This window comes from Pseudoalteromonas sp. T1lg48, from assembly GCF_002964785.1.
In the GTDB taxonomy this organism is placed as follows: domain Bacteria; phylum Pseudomonadota; class Gammaproteobacteria; order Enterobacterales; family Alteromonadaceae; genus Pseudoalteromonas.
The window spans coordinates 586,578-609,757 of record NZ_PQCC01000002.1 but is presented as its reverse complement, the minus strand read 5'-3'; the positions used below and the strand labels follow the sequence as shown (position 1 = coordinate 609,757).

The 23,180-nt window shown below is 48.3% G+C and carries 22 protein-coding genes; 11 read left to right on the top strand and 11 right to left on the bottom strand.

Annotation, left to right across the window (positions count from 1 at the left end; all coding sequences use genetic code 11):
- Nucleotides 1–267 precede the first annotated feature (267 nt).
- The 3 genes from C2M29_RS04595 (at nt 268) to C2M29_RS04585 (ending at nt 4,162) form a co-directional block, all read left to right on the top strand.
- Nucleotides 268–882, top strand: coding sequence for a trimeric intracellular cation channel family protein (locus C2M29_RS04595; RefSeq protein ID WP_105188606.1), 615 nt, complete (start codon nt 268–270; stop codon nt 880–882).
- Between the two features lie 34 nt (nt 883–916).
- Entirely contained in the window at nt 917–2,422 is a 1,506-nt protein-coding gene (locus C2M29_RS04590) for a YifB family Mg chelatase-like AAA ATPase (RefSeq protein ID WP_105188605.1), read from the top strand.
- Nucleotides 2,423–2,485: 63 nt separating this feature from the next.
- Nucleotides 2,486–4,162: a tetratricopeptide repeat protein gene (locus tag C2M29_RS04585; protein WP_105188604.1), complete on the top strand. Its 1,677-nt coding sequence runs from the start codon at nt 2,486–2,488 to the stop codon at nt 4,160–4,162.
- Here the strand turns inward: C2M29_RS04585 and C2M29_RS04580 are convergent.
- Nucleotides 4,159–4,872 (bottom strand): response regulator transcription factor, encoded by a 714-nt coding sequence (locus tag C2M29_RS04580; protein ID WP_105188603.1) that lies wholly within the window; start codon nt 4,870–4,872, stop codon nt 4,159–4,161. The genes C2M29_RS04585 and C2M29_RS04580 overlap by 4 nt on opposite strands.
- Before the next feature lie 214 nt (nt 4,873–5,086).
- Nucleotides 5,087–6,397 carry a short-chain fatty acid transporter gene (locus C2M29_RS04575; RefSeq protein ID WP_105188602.1) on the bottom strand — a complete coding sequence of 437 codons (1,311 nt, stop codon included), beginning with the start codon at nt 6,395–6,397 and terminating at the stop codon, nt 5,087–5,089.
- 224 nt (nt 6,398–6,621) lie between these two features.
- Here C2M29_RS04575 and C2M29_RS04570 point away from each other — a divergent pair, with 224 nt between their 5' ends.
- Nucleotides 6,622–6,846 carry a hypothetical protein gene (locus C2M29_RS04570; protein WP_105188601.1) on the top strand — a complete coding sequence of 75 codons (225 nt, stop codon included), beginning with the start codon at nt 6,622–6,624 and terminating at the stop codon, nt 6,844–6,846.
- A gap of 34 nt (nt 6,847–6,880) precedes the next feature.
- Here C2M29_RS04570 and C2M29_RS04565 read toward each other — a convergent pair whose 3' ends face one another.
- Nucleotides 6,881–7,828 (bottom strand): AEC family transporter, encoded by a 948-nt coding sequence (locus C2M29_RS04565; protein WP_325050576.1) that lies wholly within the window; start codon nt 7,826–7,828, stop codon nt 6,881–6,883.
- A gap of 91 nt (nt 7,829–7,919) precedes the next feature.
- Here C2M29_RS04565 and C2M29_RS04560 point away from each other — a divergent pair, with 91 nt between their 5' ends.
- On the top strand, nt 7,920–8,288 hold the full coding sequence (locus C2M29_RS04560; protein ID WP_105188600.1) for a YacL family protein: 369 nt from the start codon (nt 7,920–7,922) through the stop codon (nt 8,286–8,288).
- Here the strand turns inward: C2M29_RS04560 and C2M29_RS04555 are convergent.
- The 5 genes from C2M29_RS04555 to glnA form a co-directional block, all read right to left on the bottom strand.
- On the bottom strand, nt 8,251–8,748 hold the full coding sequence (locus C2M29_RS04555) for a cyclic nucleotide-binding domain-containing protein (RefSeq protein ID WP_105188599.1): 498 nt from the start codon (nt 8,746–8,748) through the stop codon (nt 8,251–8,253). The two genes, C2M29_RS04560 and C2M29_RS04555, sit on opposite strands and share 38 nt — an antisense overlap.
- Nucleotides 8,749–8,750: 2 nt before the next feature.
- On the bottom strand, nt 8,751–10,142 hold the full coding sequence (gene ntrC / locus C2M29_RS04550) for a nitrogen regulation protein NR(I) (RefSeq protein WP_105188598.1): 1,392 nt from the start codon (nt 10,140–10,142) through the stop codon (nt 8,751–8,753).
- Nucleotides 10,143–10,160: 18 nt separating this feature from the next.
- On the bottom strand, nt 10,161–11,213 hold the full coding sequence (gene glnL / locus C2M29_RS04545; protein WP_105188597.1) for a nitrogen regulation protein NR(II): 1,053 nt from the start codon (nt 11,211–11,213) through the stop codon (nt 10,161–10,163).
- An 87-nt stretch (nt 11,214–11,300) separates the two neighbouring features.
- Nucleotides 11,301–11,834, bottom strand: a complete 534-nt coding sequence (locus C2M29_RS04540; protein WP_158684645.1) for a DUF4124 domain-containing protein — start codon at nt 11,832–11,834, stop codon at nt 11,301–11,303.
- A gap of 163 nt (nt 11,835–11,997) precedes the next feature.
- Entirely contained in the window at nt 11,998–13,404 is a 1,407-nt protein-coding gene (gene glnA, locus C2M29_RS04535) for a glutamate--ammonia ligase (RefSeq protein ID WP_105188595.1), read from the bottom strand.
- 477 nt (nt 13,405–13,881) lie between these two features.
- Between glnA and typA the strand changes: the two genes are divergently transcribed.
- Nucleotides 13,882–15,708 carry a translational GTPase TypA gene (typA, locus tag C2M29_RS04530; protein ID WP_105188594.1) on the top strand — a complete coding sequence of 609 codons (1,827 nt, stop codon included), beginning with the start codon at nt 13,882–13,884 and terminating at the stop codon, nt 15,706–15,708.
- A 206-nt stretch (nt 15,709–15,914) separates the two neighbouring features.
- Nucleotides 15,915–16,637 carry a helix-turn-helix domain-containing protein gene (locus C2M29_RS04525; protein ID WP_105188593.1) on the top strand — a complete coding sequence of 241 codons (723 nt, stop codon included), beginning with the start codon at nt 15,915–15,917 and terminating at the stop codon, nt 16,635–16,637.
- Between the two features lie 29 nt (nt 16,638–16,666).
- On the opposite strand, the gene C2M29_RS04520 is transcribed toward C2M29_RS04525, so the two are convergent.
- Both C2M29_RS04520 and C2M29_RS04515 read right to left on the bottom strand, forming a co-directional pair.
- A complete protein-coding gene (locus tag C2M29_RS04520) occupies nt 16,667–17,881 on the bottom strand; it encodes an NnrS family protein (protein ID WP_105188592.1) in 1,215 nt (404 codons plus the stop codon).
- 20 nt (nt 17,882–17,901) lie between these two features.
- Entirely contained in the window at nt 17,902–18,354 is a 453-nt protein-coding gene (locus C2M29_RS04515; RefSeq protein WP_105188591.1) for an Rrf2 family transcriptional regulator, read from the bottom strand.
- 131 nt (nt 18,355–18,485) lie between these two features.
- Here C2M29_RS04515 and C2M29_RS04510 point away from each other — a divergent pair, with 131 nt between their 5' ends.
- From C2M29_RS04510 to C2M29_RS16685, 3 genes are read left to right on the top strand one after another with little or no spacing between them, the layout of a single operon-like run.
- On the top strand, nt 18,486–19,142 hold the full coding sequence (locus C2M29_RS04510; protein WP_105188590.1) for a DUF542 domain-containing protein: 657 nt from the start codon (nt 18,486–18,488) through the stop codon (nt 19,140–19,142).
- 12 nt (nt 19,143–19,154) lie between these two features.
- Entirely contained in the window at nt 19,155–20,099 is a 945-nt protein-coding gene (locus C2M29_RS16690) for a hypothetical protein (protein ID WP_233998350.1), read from the top strand.
- Between the two features lie 29 nt (nt 20,100–20,128).
- Nucleotides 20,129–21,511, top strand: a complete 1,383-nt coding sequence (locus C2M29_RS16685) for a cbb3-type cytochrome c oxidase subunit I (protein ID WP_233998349.1) — start codon at nt 20,129–20,131, stop codon at nt 21,509–21,511.
- A gap of 47 nt (nt 21,512–21,558) precedes the next feature.
- On the opposite strand, the gene C2M29_RS04500 is transcribed toward C2M29_RS16685, so the two are convergent.
- Nucleotides 21,559–22,200, bottom strand: coding sequence for a DUF2959 domain-containing protein (locus tag C2M29_RS04500; protein WP_105188589.1), 642 nt, complete (start codon nt 22,198–22,200; stop codon nt 21,559–21,561).
- A gap of 86 nt (nt 22,201–22,286) precedes the next feature.
- Here C2M29_RS04500 and C2M29_RS04495 point away from each other — a divergent pair, with 86 nt between their 5' ends.
- A complete protein-coding gene (locus C2M29_RS04495; RefSeq protein ID WP_105188588.1) occupies nt 22,287–23,180 on the top strand; it encodes a virulence factor BrkB family protein in 894 nt (297 codons plus the stop codon).

Sequence of the window (23,180 nt, the reverse complement as noted above, 5' to 3'; positions counted from 1 at the left end):
GATGATAGTGTGGCATTTGCCATGTGAAAGTAGAACATCGTCAGGGCCTTATTAAAGAAACCCGTTGCAGCAATGCAGCGGGTTTTTTGCGTTTGTAACTTAAAAAATTGCTTGTAACCTCTTCGTACTGACTCCAGTTTAATCTACAGTGAAGTTTCTTTGTTACTCCGAGTGATTAAGCACCATTACCGAAAAGCCTTGCCCAAACAAGGTTGCCAGTACTTTTATGCTTATGTTACAAAGAGTTTTTACCCATGAGCCGCGACTATGTATGAGCTTTATCATTGGTTTGATCTGTTAGGTGTAGCCGTTTTTGCCATTTCAGGTACGCTTTTGGCTCATGAAAAGAGCATGGATGGTTTTGGGGTGATCATCTTAGCGGCCGTGACTGCCATAGGTGGTGGTACCCTGCGTGATATAATCTTAGATGTGCCGGTGTTTTGGGTGCATGATACCAGTTACTTTATCACCATATTAGTCACGGTTTTTATCACCATAATGTGGCTTAATTACAAGCAAAGTTTTCCTCATTATTTCTTACAAGTAGCCGACGCCTTAGGGATAGCCTTTTTTGCCATTATGGGTGCTCAGAAAGCGCTGGAAATAGGTGTACCAGCAATGACCGCGGTGATAATGGCGGTTTTGACCGGGTGCTTTGGCGGTGTTATCCGCGATGTTTTAGCCGGGGAGGTCCCCATGTTGTTAAAAGGGCCTTTGTACGCCATTGCTTGCGTTGTCGGGGCTGGTCTATATATCTTACTGTTGCACCTGGATATTAACCCGCAGCTGGCCATGTGGCTGGGAGGCGCCGCGACCTTGTTGGTACGACTAATCGCCATTCGTTGGAATCTAGGTTTATACGTTTTTCGATATCCTAGCTAGACTTAAGTAATAAGTCAGGCAAGGAGACAGGGATGTGTCTTTAGCGCAAGTATATACCCGTGAACAAATCGGTATCGAAGCCATTGAGGTTCGTGTTGAGGTCTATCTCGGCTCCGGTCTTCCCAGTTTCAATATCGTTGGTTTACCTGAAACTTCGGTAAAGGAAGCTAAAGACAGGGTACGCAGTGCCATTGAGAATGGCCATTTTATATTTCCAAGTCAACGTATCGTCGTCAATCTTGCTCCAGCCGACCTACCAAAGGAAGGTGGGCGCTACGATCTCGCTATCGCCGTGGGTATACTTATCGCCTCCGAGCAACTTAAGTTTGCTAATCTTGCTGAGGTAGAGCTGCTCGCCGAGCTTGGCCTTGATGGCCAGCTAAGGCCCATTCGTGGGGTTATCCCTTCGGTGTTAGCCGCCAACAAGGCCAAGCGCTTAGTTTACCTCAGTGCAGAGAATCAAGACGAAGCGGCGTTAATCGACAGTGCCAAGGTCAAGTGTGCCCATTCATTACAGCAAGTTTGGCATGATCTATCTGGGCAGCAGGAACTAGACCTGGTTACCCCCCTCCCCATTGAACAGCGAACGACGTCTGCTAGCGTTGACTTCAGTGATGTAAAGGGACAGGCAATGGCTAAGCGAGTATTAGAAATTGCCGCAGCGGGTGGGCATAACGTACTGTTTAGCGGTCCGCCCGGCACCGGTAAGTCCATGCTGGCACAACGATTTGCAACGATTTTGCCGCAAATGTCCACACAGCAAGCTCTGGAGACCGCCGCCGTGTATTCGGTCTCGGGAAAGGCCATTGATGCCAGCAAATGGCTGCAGCGGCCTTTTCGTAGCCCCCATCATACCTGCTCTGCGGTCGCTCTGGTTGGCGGCTCGTCGAAACCAAAACCGGGGGAGATATCCCTTGCGCATAATGGCGTCTTATTCTTGGATGAACTACCCGAATTTGAGCGTAAGGTCATAGATAGCCTAAGGGAGCCGATGGAAACCGGTAAGGTGACGATTTCCCGGGCCGCCCAGCAGGTGGATTTTCCCGCTCGCTTTCAGCTGATTGCCGCACTAAACCCCAGTCCTACCGGGCACCATAGTGATAAGCGCGCAACGCCCGATCAGGTAATGCGATACTTAGCGCGGATCTCGGGCCCCTTTATCGATCGCATTGACCTACAGATTGAACTACCTCGCATTCCCAGTGCTCAGCTGCTATCGCCACAAGCCGAAGAAGACAGCGCGACTATTCGCTCACGTGTTGCCATAGCATGGCAGAGGCAACAACAACGTCAGGGAAAAGCCAATGCCTTACTCTCGGTTCAGGAGTTGCATATCCACTGTTCATTAACTTCCCTTTGTCGTGATTACCTTGGTGCTGCCAGCGAACAGTTTCAGTTGTCGCCACGCTCGCACCAGCGCATTATTAAGGTCGCACGGACCATAGCCGATCTCGCCGGTGAGACCGAAATTTCTCAAGCCGCTATTAAAGAAGCTCTAAGTTATCGTGCCTTTGAACGCATGGTGGCGGCGCTGGGGTAATTGCCGTTGCACCTGTATTTACCACCTGTTAACATTGTTAGATTAGCCTTATTGGAGTGTTCAATGAAAAAGTGGATTTTTGCGGCCGCGCTGTTACCTCAACTTTGCCTGGCAAATGCCAGCGATGCCATGTCCTTTTACCTTGACCAACAGTACCAAAAAGCCTTTACCTTGTTTGAGCAAACCGCCGAGCTTGGCGATGGCCGTAGTCAGTTTAACCTTGCGGTGCAGTACCTGCGTGGACAAGGGGTGAAAGCCGATCCAATTAAGGCTTATGGTTACTTCTCAGTAGCCATAGACAATGGCTTTAAAATGGCCGAGCAAGCCCGAAAGTCGGTGGCTCGACGCTTAGATAAGTCACAGTTGGCTAAGGCTAAAACGCTGGCCGCTGAACTTATCGCTCGTTACGGTAAATCCGGTAGTCAGAGCATCAACTATGAAATAAGCCGCACCCTTACCTATAACCCGACTCGTGAGAAAACCGTCAACCCCGCAACTGTTTACCCCGACGCCTTACACAGCGACGGGGTGCCGGGTCTGGCCAGTTATCTTTTCGATATAGATAAAAATGGTGTGCCGAGGGATCTGATTTTACTCAATTCCTATCCTGCACCTGAGTTTGGTCAAAGTATTGCCGAAAAACTGCGCCAGACGCGTTTTGTTGCCGCCGATAAAAAATTTAATAACGCCATTATTCGCGGCGTTTTTGCCGGTGCCCAGGATAGTGAAGTGAGTCAGAAGCTCCAGGCCAGGGCACAGCAGTTATTGCTGCAAGCTAAAAGAGATGACGTTAATGCCCAGGCAGAGTTAGCCACGGTATTAAAACTGTTGGATGATCAGCCTCAATATCATGCCATTGACGGCGGTGTTAAGGCCATCCCGGTTGTAGCACCGGAAATAAGCTATAGCAGCATTACGCAGCCAGAATTTACCAAGCAGACCAAGCTCGAGACCAGCACCTTTAATTTTTCCTACCTGGTTAACCTCAATACTGAGGGCAAGGTGGTTCATAAGCAGCCGTATGAACAGGTTAAAATCCCCAAGGTGTTGCGCAAAAAGGCTGAAAAGCTAATGCAGCAATGGCAACTCAGTCCTGCCCAGGGAGAGCTCAATGACGAGAACTGGTACTATGTGCAGTTTTTCTATAATAATCAGGTCACTAATCCAGAGTATTTGAACGACCAAATTGTTGCCTACGTTGAGGTGAAGCCACTGATCAACAAAGAAAAGATGCAACAATGGCGCTATTGGCAGCAGAAGGCGGCCATGGGCGGGCACAGTGATACCCTCTTTCAACTGGGGGTGAACTGTAATATACGTCTACTGACTCTGGCGGCGAAGCAGGATCACAGTCGTGCACAATTACAACTGGGCAAATGTTTATTGGCTAAAGCCGATGGTGCTACGGTGCATGCGAATCAGGCTAAGTATTGGTTAGAAAGAGCGGCGGCGCAGGGTAACTTAATCGCCAAGCGTAAGCTGGCTGGTTGGTATGTACGTTATTCCGATAATGGCAGTGAGTTGGAAAAGGCCATTGAGTTAGCCGAGGAAGTGGCCGATGAAAATGACCACCCCCTTGCTTATGCATACTTGGCTGCGGCGCACGCTAAATTAGGTAACTTTGAAGAGGCCGTTGATTATCAACAACAGGCGTTAAGTGAGGCCAATGAGCAGGCTTTTGATCAGGCGCCATTTCAGCAGTCGCTAGCAGCCTATCAGCAGGGGAATATCCTGTTTTAACTCGAGGAGAGCATATAGCCTTTGCCACGCACCGTGACAATGCGCTTTTGCTCTTTTTCATCACCCAGTTTTTTACGCAGGCGACCAATAAGCACATCCACCGTGCGATCCGTAGGGCTCCAGTCCGGTTGCCCTATTTCCTCGGACACCTTTTCTCGCGACGTGGCCTTGCCGGCATTTGCAATTAAACAAATTAATACCTTGTGCTCAGCCTCGGTGAGGCGTAGCTCTTCATTGCCGGCGGTGATCAGGGTGCGGTTATCCGGATGCAGTTTGAAATCCGCATACTCGATATATTCGATGCTATCGTTGGCCTGACTCGCGGCGCCATGCAGGCGTTTGTAAACGGCGCGCATACGCAGTTCGAGCTCAAGTAAATCAACGGGCTTACAAATATAATCATCGGCTCCTTGTGCCAGACCGGCGATGCGATCCGATTGCGAGTCTCGACTCGAGAGCATAATCACACCCATCTCGGTGAGGGTACTTAGCTCCCGGGCTAGGGTAAGGCCATCTTTTTCGGGTAAGACAATATCGACTATGGCTAATTCAATCGCTTGTTGGGTATCGGCCTGTGAAGCTTGCGCCAACGCCAATGCTTGCGCTCCTGTGCTATCAACATGGATGCAGAACTCGGTATTGGCAAAATGACTTTCGATGCGCTTAACAAGCAGCTCATCGTTTTCAACAAGTAACACATGAACGGGCATATGGTTTTACCTAGCGTATTATTGACCTAAATAGGTGACAGTTTTCACCCCCCAACTTTATAGTGTAATGGCCTCACTGCCAACTATTAACGTTAAAGCCCTGAGGCACGCTATCAATGGTGAGCAAGCAGTAAAAATATTTGGGTACTGAGTATGTCCCGTAAATTATCCCCCATCTCATATTGCTGGCGCCTATTTTAGCTCCGGTGAGCCATCAAGCGAGTAAGGCTAACAGCAAGATGATATACAGGCCACTGGCGAGCAATTGGATCAGGCAAAAGCCCATAATATCTTTGGCCTTTAAACCAGCAATGGCCAGTACAGGAATAGCCCAAAATGGCTGGATCAAGTTAGTCCAGGCATCGCCCCAAGACACGGCCAAGGCCACCGATGATACGGGCACTTCAAGGGCCTGAGCTGCGGGTAACAGTAAAGGTGCTTGTACCGCCCACTGGCCTCCTCCAGAGGGAACGAATATATTGACCAGGCCGGCACTGAGAAAGCTCCAAATAGGCAGCGTGCTGCTATCGGAGAGAGCGATAAACAGTTCAGAGATATCTTTGGCCAAGCCGCTTTGGCTCATCAGTGCCATCAAACCGGCGTAAAACGGAAACTGAATCACAATGCCGCTGCCGCTGCGTACCGCATTATTGAGCTGGGTAATCAGCGCACTGGTGTTAGGCTGCAACAGCAGCGCAAAAAACAGAAACAGGGCGATTATGGTGTTGAGGTTCAGGCCTTGCTCGCCCGTATAAAAGCTGCTGCCCAAATAAACCAGACCTAGTATACCTAAGGTTGCCGTGGGCCAGCGGGCCTGCTCTAAGCGGTTGCCAGATACGTTTTGTGGTGCCATATCATTATTGGTTTTCAGTTGCTCAGTATCGACATACACCGCATCTTGCGGCTTAGGAAGCAGCCAGTAATTAAGCACGGGCAAAATGATCGCCAAGCCTATGACCAATGCCAGATTCAGTGTCGAGAACAAGGTTTGCGAGGTGTCAATCAGGCCAATTTGTTGCTCGGCAAAATGCCCAGGGGTGGCTATGGTCAGTGGTATTGAGCCGGATAGACCCCCGTGCCAAATAATAAAGCCGGAATAGGCACTGGCTACCAAGACTCGGTAGTCGACGCGACAAAAGCGTGCCACCGCCTTGGCAAACAGGGCGCCGACAACCAAGCCAAAACCCCAGTTAAGCCAACTGGCCAGCAGAGCTACTAAAGTGGTGACGACCACCGCCTTGCCCGGCGTATTCAGGCGTCGGGCGACAAAGTTTAAACCACGCTCAACACTAGGTGTCGTCGCCAGCAGGTAGCCGCATACCAAAACCAGCAGCATCTGCATGGCAAAGGTAAAAAGGTTGCTGATGCCGCCCCCCCACATCTGCACCAGGGTGAGTGGTGAATGATCACTGCTTAGCAGAGCGAGTATAAAACTGACCAGGGTTAACAGCATCACGATCAGCAGTGGGTCTGGCATGTATTTGTCGGTAAGTTTGGCGATGGGTTTAGCAATTTTGGCGAGCATAGGTGTGCAACTATTTGGTTTTAAATATTATCGTTTTAACTGTTACTCTCTTAACATATATAGGGTAATGTTAAAAAGACTAAACTTTAGCATGATAGGCTAAAGTTAATGGAATTACAAAACGGCCTGAGCTTTAACTTATTGAAAGTAAAGTATAAAAAGTTGGCCTGATTATTGTAAATGGTTATGGTAATTAAGAATAGTAATTGACTAACGAGGGTTATATGTCAGGACAAGGTTCAGGTGGTAACGTAATCGCCGCTTTATGTAACGTTTTCTTCCCGGGACTCGGGCAATTGGTACAGGGGCGTATTCTCGCCGCCTTATTGTTTGCCATCTTTTTCTTCGGCGGTGCCGCCCTATGGTGGCTGGTTGTGCCCGGCATTATTGCTGCAATCGTGTATGTATGGGCCATTATCGACGCCGCTAAATATCGTTCTTACGATTGAGACAGAAAAAAGCGTGCTTAGGGCACGCTTTTTTTTATACCAGAGTCAGCCAAAAGAAAAAGCTCACAATACTCAACAGTGTGCTTAATACTACAGTGCTCGCCAACACCTCGCTGCGGGTATTGAGCTGTTTCGCTACTAAATAAGCATTCACACCCAAGGGTGAGGCGCTCAGCAGAACAACAAGTAAGACTTGTGGCTGTGGTAAGGTAAATACCTGGCTGGCGACCAGCCATACTAGGGCGGGTAAGAGTAATAACTTGCTTAGTGAAAGCATCAGGGCCAAACGCAATCCCGGGCGGATTTGGTAGTGATGTAAATTGGCGCCCAATACAAACAGGGCACCGGCGATGGCCGGCTCCGCTAACAGCGATAAGCCATTTTCCAGGGGTATGGGTAGGGCAAAGCCGCTAAGGTTGAATAGCAGTCCTAAACCAATGGCTAAGATCACCGGATTTAACAGCAGTTGGCGTACCGTGGTGAGCCAGCTTACTCTTTGCGAACGCCCCGAAAACGCATAGGTCAGTAAGAACAACAGCGCGCTGTGAAAGGTAATAAGTACAAACACGGTGGCGGCGATATCCTTGCCCAATGCCTGGATAGCAATGGGCAGACCGATTAACACTGTATTGGAATAACTGGCGCCCAACGCCAAGACCGACCCCTGTGCCCAGTCACCGCAGTAGTACTTATACAAAATCAGCATCAGGGTAAACATCAGCACCACCGGAATATAAAAGCTGAGCATCAGCTCCAGGCTAACCACGCTGCCCAGCTGCGCCTGCGCCATATTGATAAATAAAAATACCGGAATACTGATATAAAAGATAAAACGACTGATGCCGGAGAGTTGCTCGCCATTAAGAAAGCGCAGTTTGGCACAGCCAAAGCCGACGCCGGCGATAAAAATCAATGGAAATATAATGGCAAAGGTATCGATCATGGTGATAGTAACTAGCGGTACATGAAGAGATTTTAACATGCTCAAGGAGTAGACCGGACAACTAATTCCCTGGGCAATAAGCTATGCTTGTTGGTATGATGCGCGCCTTATTCGCAAGGGCTTAAATACTATGGAATATCAGCTATATTCTGATCCCTTATGGGGCAAGCGTGTAAAGCTGAGTGACGAGCATCGCTTGGTGGCGCGCTGGTTTAATGACGAGTTACAAGGCAATGACGTGCTGCTAGAGCGTTTTCAGCAGGCCTTGCATCAGGGCTCTCCAGATGGCTCTCAAGAGCAGGTGGTCAACGGCAAAGAGATGCGTGTGGTGATAGCTCACGGAGAGGTGCTCTTTGAAAGCCACGGCTTGCACCATGATGAGCAAGATCTCGAAGCCTATGCTACCGATGAGCTAGTGCTTGATGAATCCGAATTAGTTGCCGCTTGTGGAGTCGAAGACCTTATCGCTCTGATGCAGGCGTGGCTGGCGTTTCGTTAACGTCACAACTATTGGTGCCGCTGCTGAGTTTGGCAATGCGCTCACTCATGCCGACAAGCAATTGATCTTTTATCTTTTCCCGCACCACGACCGGCAGTTTGAAAAGCGCCTGTGGGTCGATGGCCAGCACCACTGTGTCGACTTTGGCACGAGCGTTGGTGCTGCGCTCTCTGTGACTGATAAAGGCCCCTTCACCGACAAATTCGCCGGGATGAATATGACCCAGGTTTTTCATATCGTGCTGACGAAAGACGATCAGCTCACCGCTGAGCACTATGTAAAGGTACTGGTTTTGTTGCTCGTGCTGTTTAAACACATATTGCCCCTGGCGCACCATATACCAGTGCGAAAATGACTCTAGCAGCATTTGCCGCTCGGCAAGTTCAAAATCGCGAAAGAAGGGCACCCGATTAATAATTTCCATGCGTTTAAACATGGCGATATTTTCCAGTAGTCTCATCATTAGGACGTCGTTATATTGCGTTCTTTTAACTTACGCGTCAAAGTGTTGCGCCCCCAGCCAATGCGCAGCGCCGCCTCTTGCTTATGGCCACCACAGCTGGCCAAGGCCGACTTGATCAGCCGCGTTTCCAACTGCGCCTGAATATCGGGCCAGACATTGTCTTTGCCTTGTTTAAATTCGTTGTTAAGCCACTGTTGGAATAGATCGAGCCAGTCGGCATCGACCGCTTGCTCCGTGCTGGCGCTGAGCTCAGGCGGTAGATCTTCCGCACCTATGTATTCCCCTGGGGCCATGACCGTGAGCCAGCGGCAGGTATTTTCAAGCTGCCTCACATTGCCCGGCCAATGGAACAGTTTCATTTGCTCGCACGCCTGTGGGCTTAAGGTTTTGCTGGCAACCTTTAACTCCTGGGCGCTTTTATTGAGGAAATACTCAACTAACTGCTCTATGTCTTCGGTGCGCTCGCGCAGTGGTGGCAATTTTAAACGCACGACATTCAAACGGTGGAATAAATCTTCCCGGAACTTGCCCTGTTGCGCCAGACGCTCTAAATCCTGGTGGGTGGCGGCGATGATGCGCACATCCACCTTAATACTCTGGTGGCCACCAACGCGATAAAACTCACCGTCGGCCAGCACCCGTAATAAGCGGGTTTGCACGTCTAAAGGCATATCGCCGATTTCATCGAGGAACAAGGTGCCACCATTGGCTTGCTCAAAGCGTCCCTTGCGCACGCTGTCGGCGCCGGTGAAGGCGCCTTTTTCATGGCCAAAGAGCTCGGACTCCACCAAGTCCTTGGGGATGGCGGCCATATTCAGGGCAATAAAGGGGTTATCCTTGCGTGGGCTATGTTGGTGCAAGGCACTGGCGACCAGTTCTTTACCCGTACCAGACTCGCCGTTGATCAGTACGCTCATGCTTGAGGCGCTGAGCTTACCTATGGCGCGGAACACCTCCTGCATTGCCGGAGCCTCGCCGATAATTACCGAACGCTTTTGTTCCTTGGTGGCTTTTTTAGCCTTCTTTTGCGAGTGGGCACGTACGGCGCGATCAACTACGTTGACCGCTTCTTCCAGATCAAAGGGTTTGGCCAGGTATTCAAAGGCCCCTTTTTGAAATGCCTGTACCGCCGAGTCCAGGTCGGAGTGGGCGGTCATGATAATCACCGGTAGATTGGGGTTCTCTTCGCTGATCTGCTCTAACAAGGCCATGCCGTCCATTCCGGGCATGCGCACATCCGAGAGCAGTGCCGCGGGCTGAGAAAAGGTCAGGGCGGTTAATACATCCTGGGCGTTATCAAAACTTTCCACCTGAAAACCGCTGCGCGTGAGCGCCTTTTGCAGCACAAAGCGAATCGATGCGTCGTCATCTACCAACCAAACAGATTTCATCATAGCCCTCTTAGCCGCTTACAGTGGCAAGTACAGTGTAAACTCAGTATGGCCAGGCCAGCTGTCGCACTCGATAAAGCCTTGATGTTGATCGATCAAGGTTTGTGCGATCGACAGTCCCAATCCCGAGCCTCCTTCCTTATTGGTGACCATGGGATAAAACAGGGTTTCCTTTACCTCGGGCGCAATGCCTGGGCCATTATCACAAATTTTGATCTGCAGGGCTTTTTTGAGAGTGGTATCGTAGCGGCGCACATGATAACGAACCCGGGTCGATACTTTTATTTCGCCTCCCGCACTGAGCGCCTGCATGGCATTGCGCACTATGTTAAGGAGGACCTGCTGAATTTTATCGCCATCAACTACCACATCCGGAATACTCGGGTCGTAGTCTTTTATAAGCGCAATCTCTTTATTGTTATCCAGCACGCAGAGCTTTAATACATTCTCGAGGGTTTGGTGGATATTGGTCGCTTGTTTTTGTAAGCGTTGGTTTGGCCCCAATAACCTGTCGACCAATTGCCTTAATCTATCCGCTTCGTGAATTATTAGCTGTGCACACTCATCGCGCTCCTGCTGATCAACCTCATACTGCAATAATTGCGCCGCTCCGCGAATTCCCCCTAGAGGATTTTTAATTTCGTGCGCTAAATTGCGGATCAGGGTTCTCGCCGCTTGATGTTGATGCATTTGGTTTGACGCCTGATCGAGACGTATTTCTTCGTCGGTTTGGCGGATTTCAAACAATAAATATGCTTCGTTGTGGTAGCTAATGCGGCGGCTATTGAGCGCCAGGTTGGCATGTCGGGTATCGACAAACACCACGTCAGCCCTGTGCTGGTGACAATCTACCCCTTGCTTTAGGGTGTAGTTGGCGATGCGTTCAAGCTCTACCGAATGATAGTTAAAAAGCGAGTTAAAAGGTTGGCCCTTAATGCGCTTTAAGCCTTGGCCAAGCAGTTCGGTGCAACTGGTATTGGCATAAACCAGGTTAAAGTCTTTATCTAAAATTAATATGGCAGTATGCAGGTTTTCCCACATCTGTTGGAAAAAATCGCCGTGAAGTTTCATCTTTAGTAATCAGTTGCACCAGTATGGTGCAACCATCTTAGCAGGTTTATGGGGGAGTGCGCAGCCATTTCCTCGGTTTCACCGCCATTAAGGCCCGGTGATCACCGAGCGGCGATGCATAAAGAAGGTGACGGACTTAGAGCTGGCCAGTACTTCACCCTCACTGTTGAGCAGTTTCAGTACTAGGCTGTGCTCACCGCGATCGACATCACGCAGGGCAAAAAGGCTGGAACTTTGTGGTTTACCGTAGGGTTGACCATCCATAAACAGCTGTACGCTATGCCCTTGTAAAAACCTCGGTTTAACCTGTCCGCTGATATGCACCGAGCCGGTGTTGTCACGGATGGTTTCTTCGTGCGTCGGAGAACTGATTGTGATGTTAAATTTGACTTGTTCCAGCTCGTCGTCTTTTTCGTCGAGAACACTGGTGTCTATGGTGGGCATGTTCATAACCGGTGCGTTCAGGGTGACTTTCTCCGCCCCTTTACGCGGGGTGTCAGAAAACACCAATACGCCATTCTCATCCTTGTAAACGTAGATGTTTTTGCTCGGTGCGGCCCATGCTGTACTGATAATAGATAGCAGCACGACCATGCTTAAAATATACAGCCTTGTGTTCACATGAAATCCTATTTTACGGTTGTTATTCTTATAGTTAGCAAAAAAAGCCAAGTTATTGGCTAGGCTTTAACTTTAGTCCAAAGGTTGTACTTTTTCCATAAAAAAAGCCTGCAGAGCAGGCTTTGAGAACACACATGATATAACTAAATTGTCATTATCTAGCTTATACGCTGTAGTACATTTCGAACTCAACTGGGTGAGTTGTCATGTTCAGCTTTTCGACTTCTTGTGACTTAAGCGCGATATAAGCGTCGATTAGGTCATCAGTGAATACGCTACCTTGAGTTAGGAACTCACGGTCTGCATCTAGACAAGCAAGGGCTTCGTCCAGTGAAGACGCAACCGTTGGGATTTCTGCTGCTTCTTCTGCAGGTAGGTCGTATAGATCCTTGTCCATGGCATCGCCAGGGTGGATCTTGTTCTTAATACCGTCAAGGCCAGCCATTAGCATTGCTGAGAAGGCTAGGTATGGGTTAGCAGTTGGATCCGGGAAGCGTACTTCGATACGGCGACCTTTTTCCGAAGGAACCACTGGAATACGGATAGAAGCAGAACGGTTACGTGCTGAGTAAGCAAGCATTACCGGCGCTTCGAAACCAGGGACTAGACGCTTATATGAGTTAGTTGAAGCGTTAGCAAAGGCGTTGATCGCTTTAGCGTGCTTGATGATACCACCGATGTAGTAAAGTGCTTCTTCTGAAAGACCGCCGTACTTGTCACCAGCGAAGATGTTTTTGCCATCTTTAGCAAGTGATTGGTGACAGTGCATACCAGAACCGTTATCACCTACGATTGGCTTAGGCATAAAGGTTGCCGTTTTACCGTAAAGGTGCGCCATGTTGTGGATAACGTACTTCATTTCCTGAATTTCGTCTGCTTTCAATACCATGGTATTAAAGCGAGTAGCGATCTCGTTCTGACCAGCAGTGGCTACTTCGTGGTGGTGTGCTTCAACAACTTGACCTAGCTCTTCAAGAACTAGACAAGTTGCGCTACGCCAATCTTGTGAAGAGTCAACAGGAGCAACCGGGAAGTAACCGCCTTTAACGCCTGGACGGTGACCTGTGTTACCGCCTTCGTAATCTTTATCTGAGTTCCAAGACGCTTCTTCGGCATCGATTTTGTACATTGAACCAGACATATCGGTTTTGTACTTCACGTCGTCAAAAAGGAAGAACTCAGGTTCTGGACCGAATAGTACAGTGTCGGCGATGCCGGTAGAGCGCATGTACTCTTCGGCGCGCTTAGCTACTGAACGTGGGTCACGCTCATAGCCTTGTAGCGTTGAAGGTTCAACTACGTCACAACGTACGATAAGTGTGGTTTCTTCTGCAAACGGGTCAAGCTTTGCGCTGTCTGCGTCTGGTAGAAGCACCATGTCAGATTCGTTAATGCCTTTCCAACCAGCGATTGAAGAGCCATCGAACATCTTACCTTCTTCGAAGAAATCTTCGTCTGCTTGGTGATGCGGGATAGAAACGTGCTGTTCTTTACCCTTGGTATCGGTAAAACGTAAATCTACGAACTTAACGTCATTTTCTTTAATAAAAGTTAAAACCGTATGAGACATGTGTCCTCCAACTAGGAATATTTTGTGTGCTGCATGTTACTGCAATTGTGCGCTAGTAAGCTTAAAGCGTGCCAATTTTTCAACTATCTATTTATAAAGGTTTTTTTATAAATACGCTTTCAGGGTTTAGTTGTTTTGCACCTTTTTGGTGCTGCTTTGCGTTATTTTGGTGCGTATACTTTTGCACTTTGGACGTGTGTTAGTCACCCGTCGCTCAATTAGTTAAACACCTTCGCTTTTTAAGATACATAGGTTAGCTGAAAAATACCTGCTAAGATTTCCGCTGTGGTTGATTTTCATCCATTTTATTGGCGTGTTGTGACAATTAGGCCACAGTCATAGAAAAATAATGTTGGATAAACTTTCATCTAGTGGCGTTATAAGGGATAATACGCGCCCTTTTAAACCCAACGCTGGTAGCAGTTTGCCGGGCGTGGATCATCTAGGAACAATGAGGCTTGCCTCTTAAGTAGATATATGAGCATCGAAAAGTTAAGAAATATTGCGATTATCGCGCACGTTGACCATGGTAAAACGACTCTGGTTGATAAATTGCTTGAGCAATCGGGCACACTGCAAACTCGCGGTGGTAACGAAGAGCGAGTGATGGACTCCAACGACATTGAAAAAGAGCGTGGCATTACCATCCTAGCCAAAAACACGGCAATCAACTGGAAAGATTACCATATCAACATCGTAGATACTCCTGGACACGCCGACTTCGGTGGTGAAGTAGAGCGCGTACTATCGATGGCTGATTCTGTACTTCTTCTTGTCGATGCTCAAGAAGGTCCTATGCCGCAAACGCGTTTCGTAACGCAAAAAGCGTTCGCACAGGGTTTGAAGCCAATCGTTGTTATCAACAAGATCGATAAGCCGGGCGCACGTCCTGATTGGGTAATGGATCAGGTTTTTGACCTATTCGATAACCTAGGTGCCACCGACGAACAGCTAGACTTTAAAGTGATCTACGCATCGGCTATTAATGGCTGGGCAACGCTTGATCTAGATGAGCCTTCAGACAACATGGAACCCATGTTTGAAGCCATCGTTAAAGAAGTTGAAGCACCTGATGCGGATCCTCAAGGTCCACTGCAAATGCAGATCTCTCAGCTTGATTATAACTCATACGTGGGTGTTATCGGTGTTGGTCGTATCAAGCGTGGTACGGTTAAAGTTAACCAGCAGGTTACCGTTATCGGTGCCGATGGTAAAACACGCAACGGTAAAGTAGGTCAGGTGCTGACTTACCTAGGTCTTGATCGTCACGAGGCGCAAGAAGCCGCTGCGGGCGACATCATTGCAATTACCGGTCTTGGTGAGCTGAAAATCTCAGATACTATCTGTGATGTGAACACGGTTGAAGCCCTTCCACCGCTAAGCGTTGACGAACCAACAGTAACCATGACTTTCTCAGTAAACACTTCACCGTTTGCTGGCCAAGAAGGTAAATACGTTACTTCACGTAACATTCGTGAGCGTCTTGACGCTGAGCTTGTTCACAACGTAGCACTGCGTGTAGAAGACACTGACAACCCTGATAGCTTCCGTGTATCGGGTCGTGGTGAACTTCACTTAGGCGTATTGATTGAAAATATGCGTCGTGAAGGTTATGAACTTGCCGTTTCACGTCCAGAAGTAATCCTTCGTGAAGTAAACGGCGTTCTTGAAGAACCGTATGAAACAGTAACGATTGACTGTGAAGAAGAGCACCAAGGCTCAATCATGGAGCAGCTTGGTCTGCGTAAAGCGGAAATGACCGACATGTCTCCAGATGGCAAAGGCCGTATTCGTATGGACTTTATGGTTCCTAGCCGTGGCTTAATCGGTTTCCAAACTGAGTTCATGACGCTTACTTCAGGTTCTGGCTTGATGTACCACACGTTCGATCACTACGGTCCACACAAAGGCGGTAAGATCGGTCAGCGTAAGAACGGTGTATTGATCGCTAACGCGCAAGGTAAAGCACTTACGAACGCACTATTCAACCTGCAAGAGCGTGGTAAGTTATTTATCGGCCACGGTGTTGAAGTATACGAAGGTATGGTTATCGGTATTCACAGCCGTGATAACGACCTAACTGTAAACGCCCTTAAAGGTAAGCAGTTAACCAACGTTCGTGCATCAGGTACCGACGAAGCGCAAACACTTGTACCGCCAATCAAGATGACCCTAGAGCAAGCGCTTGAGTTCATCGATGATGACGAATTAGTAGAAGTAACGCCTGAAAGCATTCGTATCCGTAAGAAGTATCTTACAGAAAACGAACGTAAGCGCGCTTCGCGTGAAGCGAAGAAAAGCTAATTAGTTCCTTAAGCTAGTTACAAAAAAGAGCCCGCATTGATTGCGGGCTTTTTTGTGCGGGTTGAAAAATTGCTGTGCAAAGCTTACTCCAGTTCCTTGATGCGTGTGTAGCTATTTGAAAATTCTTGAGTATTCATCACTATTCATGTTTTTATTCTTTAAGGAATTAGAAAGACTTGGGCTGATTATCTACACGGAGAGCAGAAATGAGTTTAGGAACGGCAATAAAAAATCTGCGTCAGCAGTATCAGTTGAGTCAGCCCGAGCTGGCGGTCAAGGTGGGCATAGAGCAAAGCTACTTGTCTAAGATTGAAAATGATAAATCGACCCCTTCTCACGATATCTTTGAGCGCTTATTAAGCGCGTTTAATCTTACCGTCGAACAGTTTATGGAACAGTTGGGAGAGGGTATAGACCGCGGGCAGCTGAATCAAATTACACAAACCAAGCGGTATTTGCAGCAACAGCAAAGTGCGTTACAGCGTCGCCGGGCACAGATGCAGATTTGGGCCATTGCCTTGATTGCGTTTGGCAGTGCACTTTTCTATTGCGCCCACAATGCCCTGCTGTTCCCTGAGCGGCAAATCGTTTATGAGTCGCAAGGGGTGATAAAAGATTCTGAGCCAGATGATGTTTTTTCAAGGTGGCGCCATTTGTTACCTGATGAGCAAGACCCCGTAGAAGTGGATAAAAAGCGAAAAGAAATGTATCTGCGGGCCGATAAAACCTATAGATACAGTTTTGATATGCTAGGGGTAAAATTTGAAGAGCGGGTTGATGGTGGAAGACGGGTGTTTTTCCAAAGTACCGCGATTGAGCACCCCAGGATGATAAATGGTGTGCTGACCTTTATTGCTGTGTTTGCTTTTGTCAGCGGCGTGATGCTGGTCGTGACGCCAGCCTTAAATGGGCGAAGTAAAAAACGTTAGGCAGAGACGGCGTATTGACGCCGTCATGTTTAACCATCGCGGCCATCGACACGGGGTTTAAATACCACGGGCGCATAGGTGATGACATAAATCAGGTAGGCAAACCCCCAAAGGCCAGCGGAGAGCAAAATAAGTACTTGATATTGATCGCTTAAAAGCGGTGCCAACACGCGTACGCCAAGGGCGGTGAACATAGCAATAAATGCTCCTGTCATTACCGCTCCGACCTTTATCATGCGTCCAGTGTGGCCTAATGACACACGTGAGATCATTGCCAGGATCATTAAGCCAATGCCACCAACGGTGATGGCATGGTATGCCAACGAGGGTTGAGTGAGCAGGGATAATTTAACTAAGCCAAGCATGATTAAACCTGCGCATATAGCCCAATAGCTAATATGCAATGGCCAAACCAATGCGGTTGTTAAAGTGACCCAAATACGCCAACGCAGCGCACGAATAAAGTTACTCACGCCTGCAAAAATAAATAATGCGGCTTGTACTTCAGGCGGAATTGATGGCCCCATGAGGGTTAAGAAAATACATGCGATTACCGAGATAATGGCGACTTTATCCAGCCAAGCAATATTGGCTACCCGCGGTGTCTGTGTGCCGTTGGCGGTGAACATAGGGAAAACCCGCCCACCCATGATCACCATGACTAGGGTAATAGCTAGAACCATGCTATGGCTTAAGGTGACAAAACTTGTCTCGATGAGGTTAAACAAGGCCAAGTAGGTCAAAGCATTTAAGACGGCCATCAGTAACAGAACGGGAATAAAAAATAGATTGCGCCACAGCTGCGCTTTAATAATCGGTTGCGCCAAGAAAAAAGCGGTGGCCGGTAAAAAAGCTAAGTCGAGGGTGATGATTAAAGCATCGGGAGCCAAACCAGGAAAGGCGAGCAATATTCGTGCGCTGAGCCAAAGTAAGACTAAGGCGCCTAAGCGTCGCCCTTTAATACTTTCAATGCCACTCCATGTTTGCACTGCGGTGAGTAAAAAGCCGGCAATCACCGCAACGGCGAAACCGAATAGCATTTCATGAATGTGCCAAAAATAGCCGCCGCCAAACGGAGTAAATTGTATATGGCCGGTAAAGCTCAAACTCCACGCCGTAATACTCAATACACTGAATAGTGCCGCGAGCCAAAACAGCGGGCGAAACGCTAAACGGAAAAAAGCCCAGCCCCGAGCCTCTTCACTGGGTTCCGCAATTTGTCCACTGGGTAGTAACACTGCCATGATAACCTCTCTTTGTTATCTCAAAATGTAGATGGTTCGCTTACTTGCAACAATTGTTTTAGCTCCGATTGAGAGTCCGAATTCACTAAGTCGGCCAAGCTATATTGATCTAAATGAGCAAAAAATTGCTCCATTGCCTTAGATAAAATAGTTTTTAATTTGCAGGCAGGGGTAATTACGCACTGATTATCACTGCCAAAACATTCCACTAGAACGGAGTTTTGCTCATGCAGCCGCACTATCTCGCCAACATTGATTAATGATGGCTCGCGCCCTAACCGGATTCCGCCATTTTTTCCACGAGTAGCGATTAGATAGCCTTTATTACTTAGCTCTTGGACAACTTTCATAAGGTGGTTTTTGGAAATATCGTATTTCTCCGCCACCGCCTTTATCGTTACGGTCTGCCCGTCATGGAGCGCTGTGTATATAAGCACACGCAGTGAATAGTCAGTAAATCGGGTGATATTCATTAACTAGGGACCTTAGCAGCAAATTAATTATTCATAATTTTAAATATGCATTTATTTTACATCTTTAAAAAGGGGGTGTAAACTCGCTCATTAAGATTCATTTGAAATACATGTTATAGAGGAAGGTTAAGTTGGAAGATTATCTGAGTTGGCCCGTCGGCCAAATTGCAACCCATATACCCGGAGCTACAGCTATCTTGTTCGCTAACCGAGTTAACTTCTGTTGTCACGCTGAGGTCACTTTGGCCGATGCACTTAGAAAGCGCGGGGTGGAAACTCATACAGTCGCTACGCAGATTGAAGAACTGGCAAAACGAGCACAGCCAAAGGAGATTCAGCAATATACGAACAATGAGCTGATTGATTATATTTTATCCCGCTACCACCAAGTTCATCGTCAACAGCTAGACGAACTGATTCGTCTGAGTGAGCGTGTTGAAACGGTGCACCAAGATCATAGCTTGTGCCCGTTAGGCCTCGCTGCACATCTGCATGAAATGCGCTCGGAACTTGAAGCACACATGCAAAAAGAGGAGCAAATATTATTTCCTCTTCTAGCTAGCACTCCTGTAAACCCAATGGTCAGTGGGCCGATCAGTGTGATGACTGCCGAGCACCAGCAACATCTCCAAGATATAGAAAAGATTTATGTCATGACCAATGACGTTACTTTGCACCCACAAGCCTGTAATACATGGACCGCTTTATATCTTGGTTTACAGGAATTTATTAGTGATCTGAATATGCATATACATATTGAAAACAACACCTTATTCGCAAGGGTTTAAGGGAACAAGATTATGAGAGAATATAAAAAACTATGGTGGACACTGTTTGCGGTGCTCGCCATCACTTTCGCCATCCTCGGTTATTTTGGTAAAGAGGTTTATCGTGTTGCGCCACCTATTGCCGAGCAGTTTATTAGTCAGGACGGCCACACTTACACTTCTAAAGAAGCCATTTTAGATGGGCAGACCGCCTGGCAATCGGTCGGGGGGATGCAATTAGGATCAATTTGGGGGCATGGTGCCTATCAGGCGCCTGATTGGACAGCCGATTGGTTGCATCGTGAACTCACACAGTGGCTGGATCTAGCCGCCCAAGACACGCATGGAGTGAGTTTTGACGAACTGTCAGAAGAGCTGCAGCAGCCTTTACTTTGGGCTCTCAAAAAAGAGTACAGAACCAACACCTACGATCCAACTTCGGGTACGGTAACCCTATCTATTCGACGCTTGGCTGCCATTGAGAAAACGGCGGCTTATTACGATGCGCTATTCGGAGGTGATCCGCAATTAAAGCAAACGCGTGAACATTATGCGATGAAAGAAATTACCTTACCCAATGCCGAACGTCGCAAAAAACTAACAGAATTCTTCTTCTGGACGGCCTGGGCGGCAGCCACTGAGCGCCCGGATGGTTCGGCCACTTACACTAACAACTGGCCTCATGAACCCCTGATCGATAATAAACCAACAGCAGAAAACGTTATGTGGTCAATTGTCAGCGTCGTTTTGCTGATCGCTGGCATAGGTGCGCTCGTGTGGGCGTGGTCCTTTTTGCATAAAGATGATGAGGCACCAACGCCGCCTAAGCAGGATCCCATCACTTCATTTTCGTTAACGCCATCGCAAAAAGCCTTGGGTAAATATCTATTCTTAGTGGTTGCGCTATTTACTTTTCAGGTTTTGCTGGGCGGCTTCACGGCACACTATACAGTCGAAGGACAAAGCTTTTATGGATAGAGACATCGCAATGGTTTCCTTATAGCTTAGTGCGTACTTGGCATATTCAATCCGCGCTGTTTTGGATAGCTACAGGGTTTTTGGCCGCAGGCTTATTCTTGGCTCCGATTATCAATGGTGGACGTGACCCCAAATACCAAAAGCTGGGTGTAGACATTTTATTCTGGGCCTTAGTGGTCGTGGTTGTTGGCTCATTTGTTGGCAACTATCTGGCTATCGCACAAATCATGCCTGCGCATTTAAACTTCTGGCTCGGTCATCAGGGCTATGAATTCGTTGATCTAGGACGTGTATGGCAGATAGGTAAATTTACTGGCGTAGCATTTTGGCTAGTGCTGATGTTGAGAGCGATTCTGCCTGTTTTTAAGCAGGAAGGTGATAAAAACCTTTTGGCTTTGTTCAGTGCCTCGGTTGTAGCCATTGGTTTATTTTATGCCGCAGGATTCTTCTACGGTGAGCGTACCCATATCTCGGTGATGGAGTATTGGCGCTGGTGGATTGTCCATCTTTGGGTTGAGGGGTTCTTTGAGGTATTTGCTACCGCAGCATTAGCCTTTATCTTCCATAGTATGGGTCTGGTTTCTAAGCGTTCAGCGACCGTTGCCTCTTTGGCTTCCGCGTCACTCTTCCTATTAGGTGGCGTGCCTGGAACATTCCATCACTTGTACTTCTCAGGTACAACCACACCGGTTATGGCGGTTGGCGCGACCTTTAGTGCGTTGGAAGTTGTGCCACTTATTGTCCTTGGCCATGAAGCTTGGGAGCATTACAAGCTTAAAGAGCGCAGCCCATGGATGGCAAAATTAAAATGGCCTTTGATGTTTTTTGTCGCCGTCGCATTTTGGAATATGTTGGGAGCGGGCGTATTGGGCTTCTCCATCAATCCACCCATTTCCTTGTACTATGTACAGGGCTTAAACACCACGGCAACGCATGCTCATGCGGCGCTATTTGGCGTGTATGGTTTCCTTGCTCTGGGCTTTACCTTGTTGGTGTTACGCTATATTCGCCCCACTATGCAATTTGATGACAAACTCATGAAAACAGCATTTTGGTGGATGAATATCGGTCTGGCCCTGATGCTGTTTACCAGCTTACTGCCTGTGGGCTTAATTCAATTTTACGCCAGCGCATCCAAGGGCTTGTGGTATGCCCGTTCAGAGGCTTTATTGCAAAGCGATGTATTAGTGGCATTGCGTTGGATCCGCACCATTGGCGATGTGGTATTCATTATTGGTGCTTTTGCGGTGACGTGGCAGGTTGTGAAAGGGGTGTTCGGTATTGATAAGGATGTATCGCTGCCTGTCACTACAGGAGTGACATCACCGGTGCTAGCCGGGACCGAGCAGGGAGCAATTGATAATGATTCATGCTGTGGCGGCTGCACTCAAGCTAATGAGGGAGCTAAGTAGCCATAACAAGTAAAAAGGAGTCGTGCGACTCCTTTTTACCATGATGATTAACCCTGACTCATCTGTTCGATAAAGCGGTTGGAGTCGGCAATCGACTTGTTCATATCGTCGATAAGCACCTTGATGTCGCGTTGGAGATTGGCAAACTCCCCCTTGATGGCGGCGATGGCCTGAGCATTAAGGTTATGCTTGAGGTAAAGCACGTTGTCTTGCAGCGACTCAAGCACCGGCTCCATTTTCGCTTCGCTGGCGCGCATCGAGCGTAACAGCTGGGCAAACTGGCGCTCCGTGGCGCGCAGTTTTTTCGCACTTTCGCGCTTTAATGAGGCGCTTTTGTACTCCTCGAGCTCATCGGCCCATTCTTCGAACAGGGCTTCGGCTACGTCTTCGACCTTATCGATATTGGAGCTGACCTCTTCTGCGGCCGCCAGGCTCGACTCGTAGTCGTCGTTGAGTTGCTCGTAGGCGTCTTGCAGGTCACCGCCGTCAAAGTTGATCAGGGTGCTTAGGCGCTCAAGGGCGGACTGAAACTCTTCCTGGGATTCTTCTTGCGATTCCTTGGTTTCTTCCACCCGGTCGACAAGAATATCGCGTTTATGTACGCCCACGGATTCCATGGCCGAGTAGTAGGCCGATTGGCACGCGCTAAGGGAGAGAAAAGCCGTCGCTAGGGCTAATTTTTTGAGCATGTGAGTGTCCTGTCTCTATACTTGATACTGTAAATTATGTGGCTGATTGCTATGATAAGCAAAAGATTTTCTTATCTGGGGTAGCGATGAAGTGGGACAGTGACAAAATAAAAACAACCCTGGCAATATGGGTTAAAGCCCAGCCGCGCTGGTGGCGTTACTTTTTTACCCGTTGCGGTGAAGACCAGATCGCCGTCAATGCCGGCTACCTCGCTTATGTCACTTTATTATCCCTGGTGCCTTTAATCGCGGTCGGTGTGGCTATTTTTTCGGCATTCCCAGGTTTTGAAGATACCCGCATCGCCATTGAGAAGTTCTTATTCACCAACTTTCTGCCGACTTCATCCGATGTGATCAAGGAGCATATAGGCGCCTTTACAGGCAACGCCAATAAGATGACCGCGGTGGGGGTAAGCTTTTTGGCGGTGGTGGCGCTGTTTTTGATCCGCAATATCGATGCCACCCTAAATCGTATCTGGCGCATCAAGAAAAAGCGTCCGGCGATGATTTCTTTCGCCATTTATTGGATGGTGCTCAGCCTTGGCCCCGTGTTGCTTGGCCTAAGCATAGGTGCCACTTCTTATATCGTGTCCCTGGTTTCCTTCGCCGACGAGGGGATCCCGGGGTTTAGTGGCTTTGTGATTAAGTCGTTGCCTTATGTGATCTCCACCGTGGGCTTTATAATGCTCTATACTCTAGTACCTAACACCCGTGTTCCCTTTAGGGCAGCGATCCCCGGCGCTATTTTTGCGGCCTTGTTGTTTGAGCTGACCAAGAAAGGCTTTGCACTGTACATTAGCCATTTTCCCTCGTACGAGCTGATCTATGGTGCTCTGGCTACCGTGCCTATCTTGTTTGTTTGGGTTTATCTGTCGTGGATTGTGGTCTTGCTGGGCGCGGAATTTACCGTATGTATTAGTGTGAGCCGACCGCCTATCAAGGATATCGTTGCCGAGGAGGTGGCCGCTCGCAAGGAGTGA

Coding starts and splice junctions, on each gene's coding strand:
- C2M29_RS04595 (WP_105188606.1), top strand. CDS start 268: ATGTATGAGCTTTATCATTGGTTTGATCTGTTAGGTGTAGCCGTTTTT.
- C2M29_RS04585 (WP_105188604.1), top strand. CDS start 2,486: ATGAAAAAGTGGATTTTTGCGGCCGCGCTGTTACCTCAACTTTGCCTG.
- C2M29_RS04580 (WP_105188603.1), bottom strand. CDS start 4,872: ATGCCCGTTCATGTGTTACTTGTTGAAAACGATGAGCTGCTTGTTAAG.
- C2M29_RS04575 (WP_105188602.1), bottom strand. CDS start 6,397: ATGCTCGCCAAAATTGCTAAACCCATCGCCAAACTTACCGACAAATAC.
- C2M29_RS04570 (WP_105188601.1), top strand. CDS start 6,622: ATGTCAGGACAAGGTTCAGGTGGTAACGTAATCGCCGCTTTATGTAAC.
- C2M29_RS04565 (WP_325050576.1), bottom strand. CDS start 7,828: ATGTTAAAATCTCTTCATGTACCGCTAGTTACTATCACCATGATCGAT.
- C2M29_RS04560 (WP_105188600.1), top strand. CDS start 7,920: ATGGAATATCAGCTATATTCTGATCCCTTATGGGGCAAGCGTGTAAAG.
- C2M29_RS04555 (WP_105188599.1), bottom strand. CDS start 8,748: ATGAGACTACTGGAAAATATCGCCATGTTTAAACGCATGGAAATTATT.
- ntrC (WP_105188598.1), bottom strand. CDS start 10,142: ATGAAATCTGTTTGGTTGGTAGATGACGACGCATCGATTCGCTTTGTG.
- glnL (WP_105188597.1), bottom strand. CDS start 11,213: ATGAAACTTCACGGCGATTTTTTCCAACAGATGTGGGAAAACCTGCAT.
- glnA (WP_105188595.1), bottom strand. CDS start 13,404: ATGTCTCATACGGTTTTAACTTTTATTAAAGAAAATGACGTTAAGTTC.
- typA (WP_105188594.1), top strand. CDS start 13,882: ATGAGCATCGAAAAGTTAAGAAATATTGCGATTATCGCGCACGTTGAC.
- C2M29_RS04525 (WP_105188593.1), top strand. CDS start 15,915: ATGAGTTTAGGAACGGCAATAAAAAATCTGCGTCAGCAGTATCAGTTG.
- C2M29_RS04520 (WP_105188592.1), bottom strand. CDS start 17,881: ATGGCAGTGTTACTACCCAGTGGACAAATTGCGGAACCCAGTGAAGAG.
- C2M29_RS04515 (WP_105188591.1), bottom strand. CDS start 18,354: ATGAATATCACCCGATTTACTGACTATTCACTGCGTGTGCTTATATAC.
- C2M29_RS16690 (WP_233998350.1), top strand. CDS start 19,155: ATGAGAGAATATAAAAAACTATGGTGGACACTGTTTGCGGTGCTCGCC.
- C2M29_RS04500 (WP_105188589.1), bottom strand. CDS start 22,200: ATGCTCAAAAAATTAGCCCTAGCGACGGCTTTTCTCTCCCTTAGCGCG.
- C2M29_RS04495 (WP_105188588.1), top strand. CDS start 22,287: ATGAAGTGGGACAGTGACAAAATAAAAACAACCCTGGCAATATGGGTT.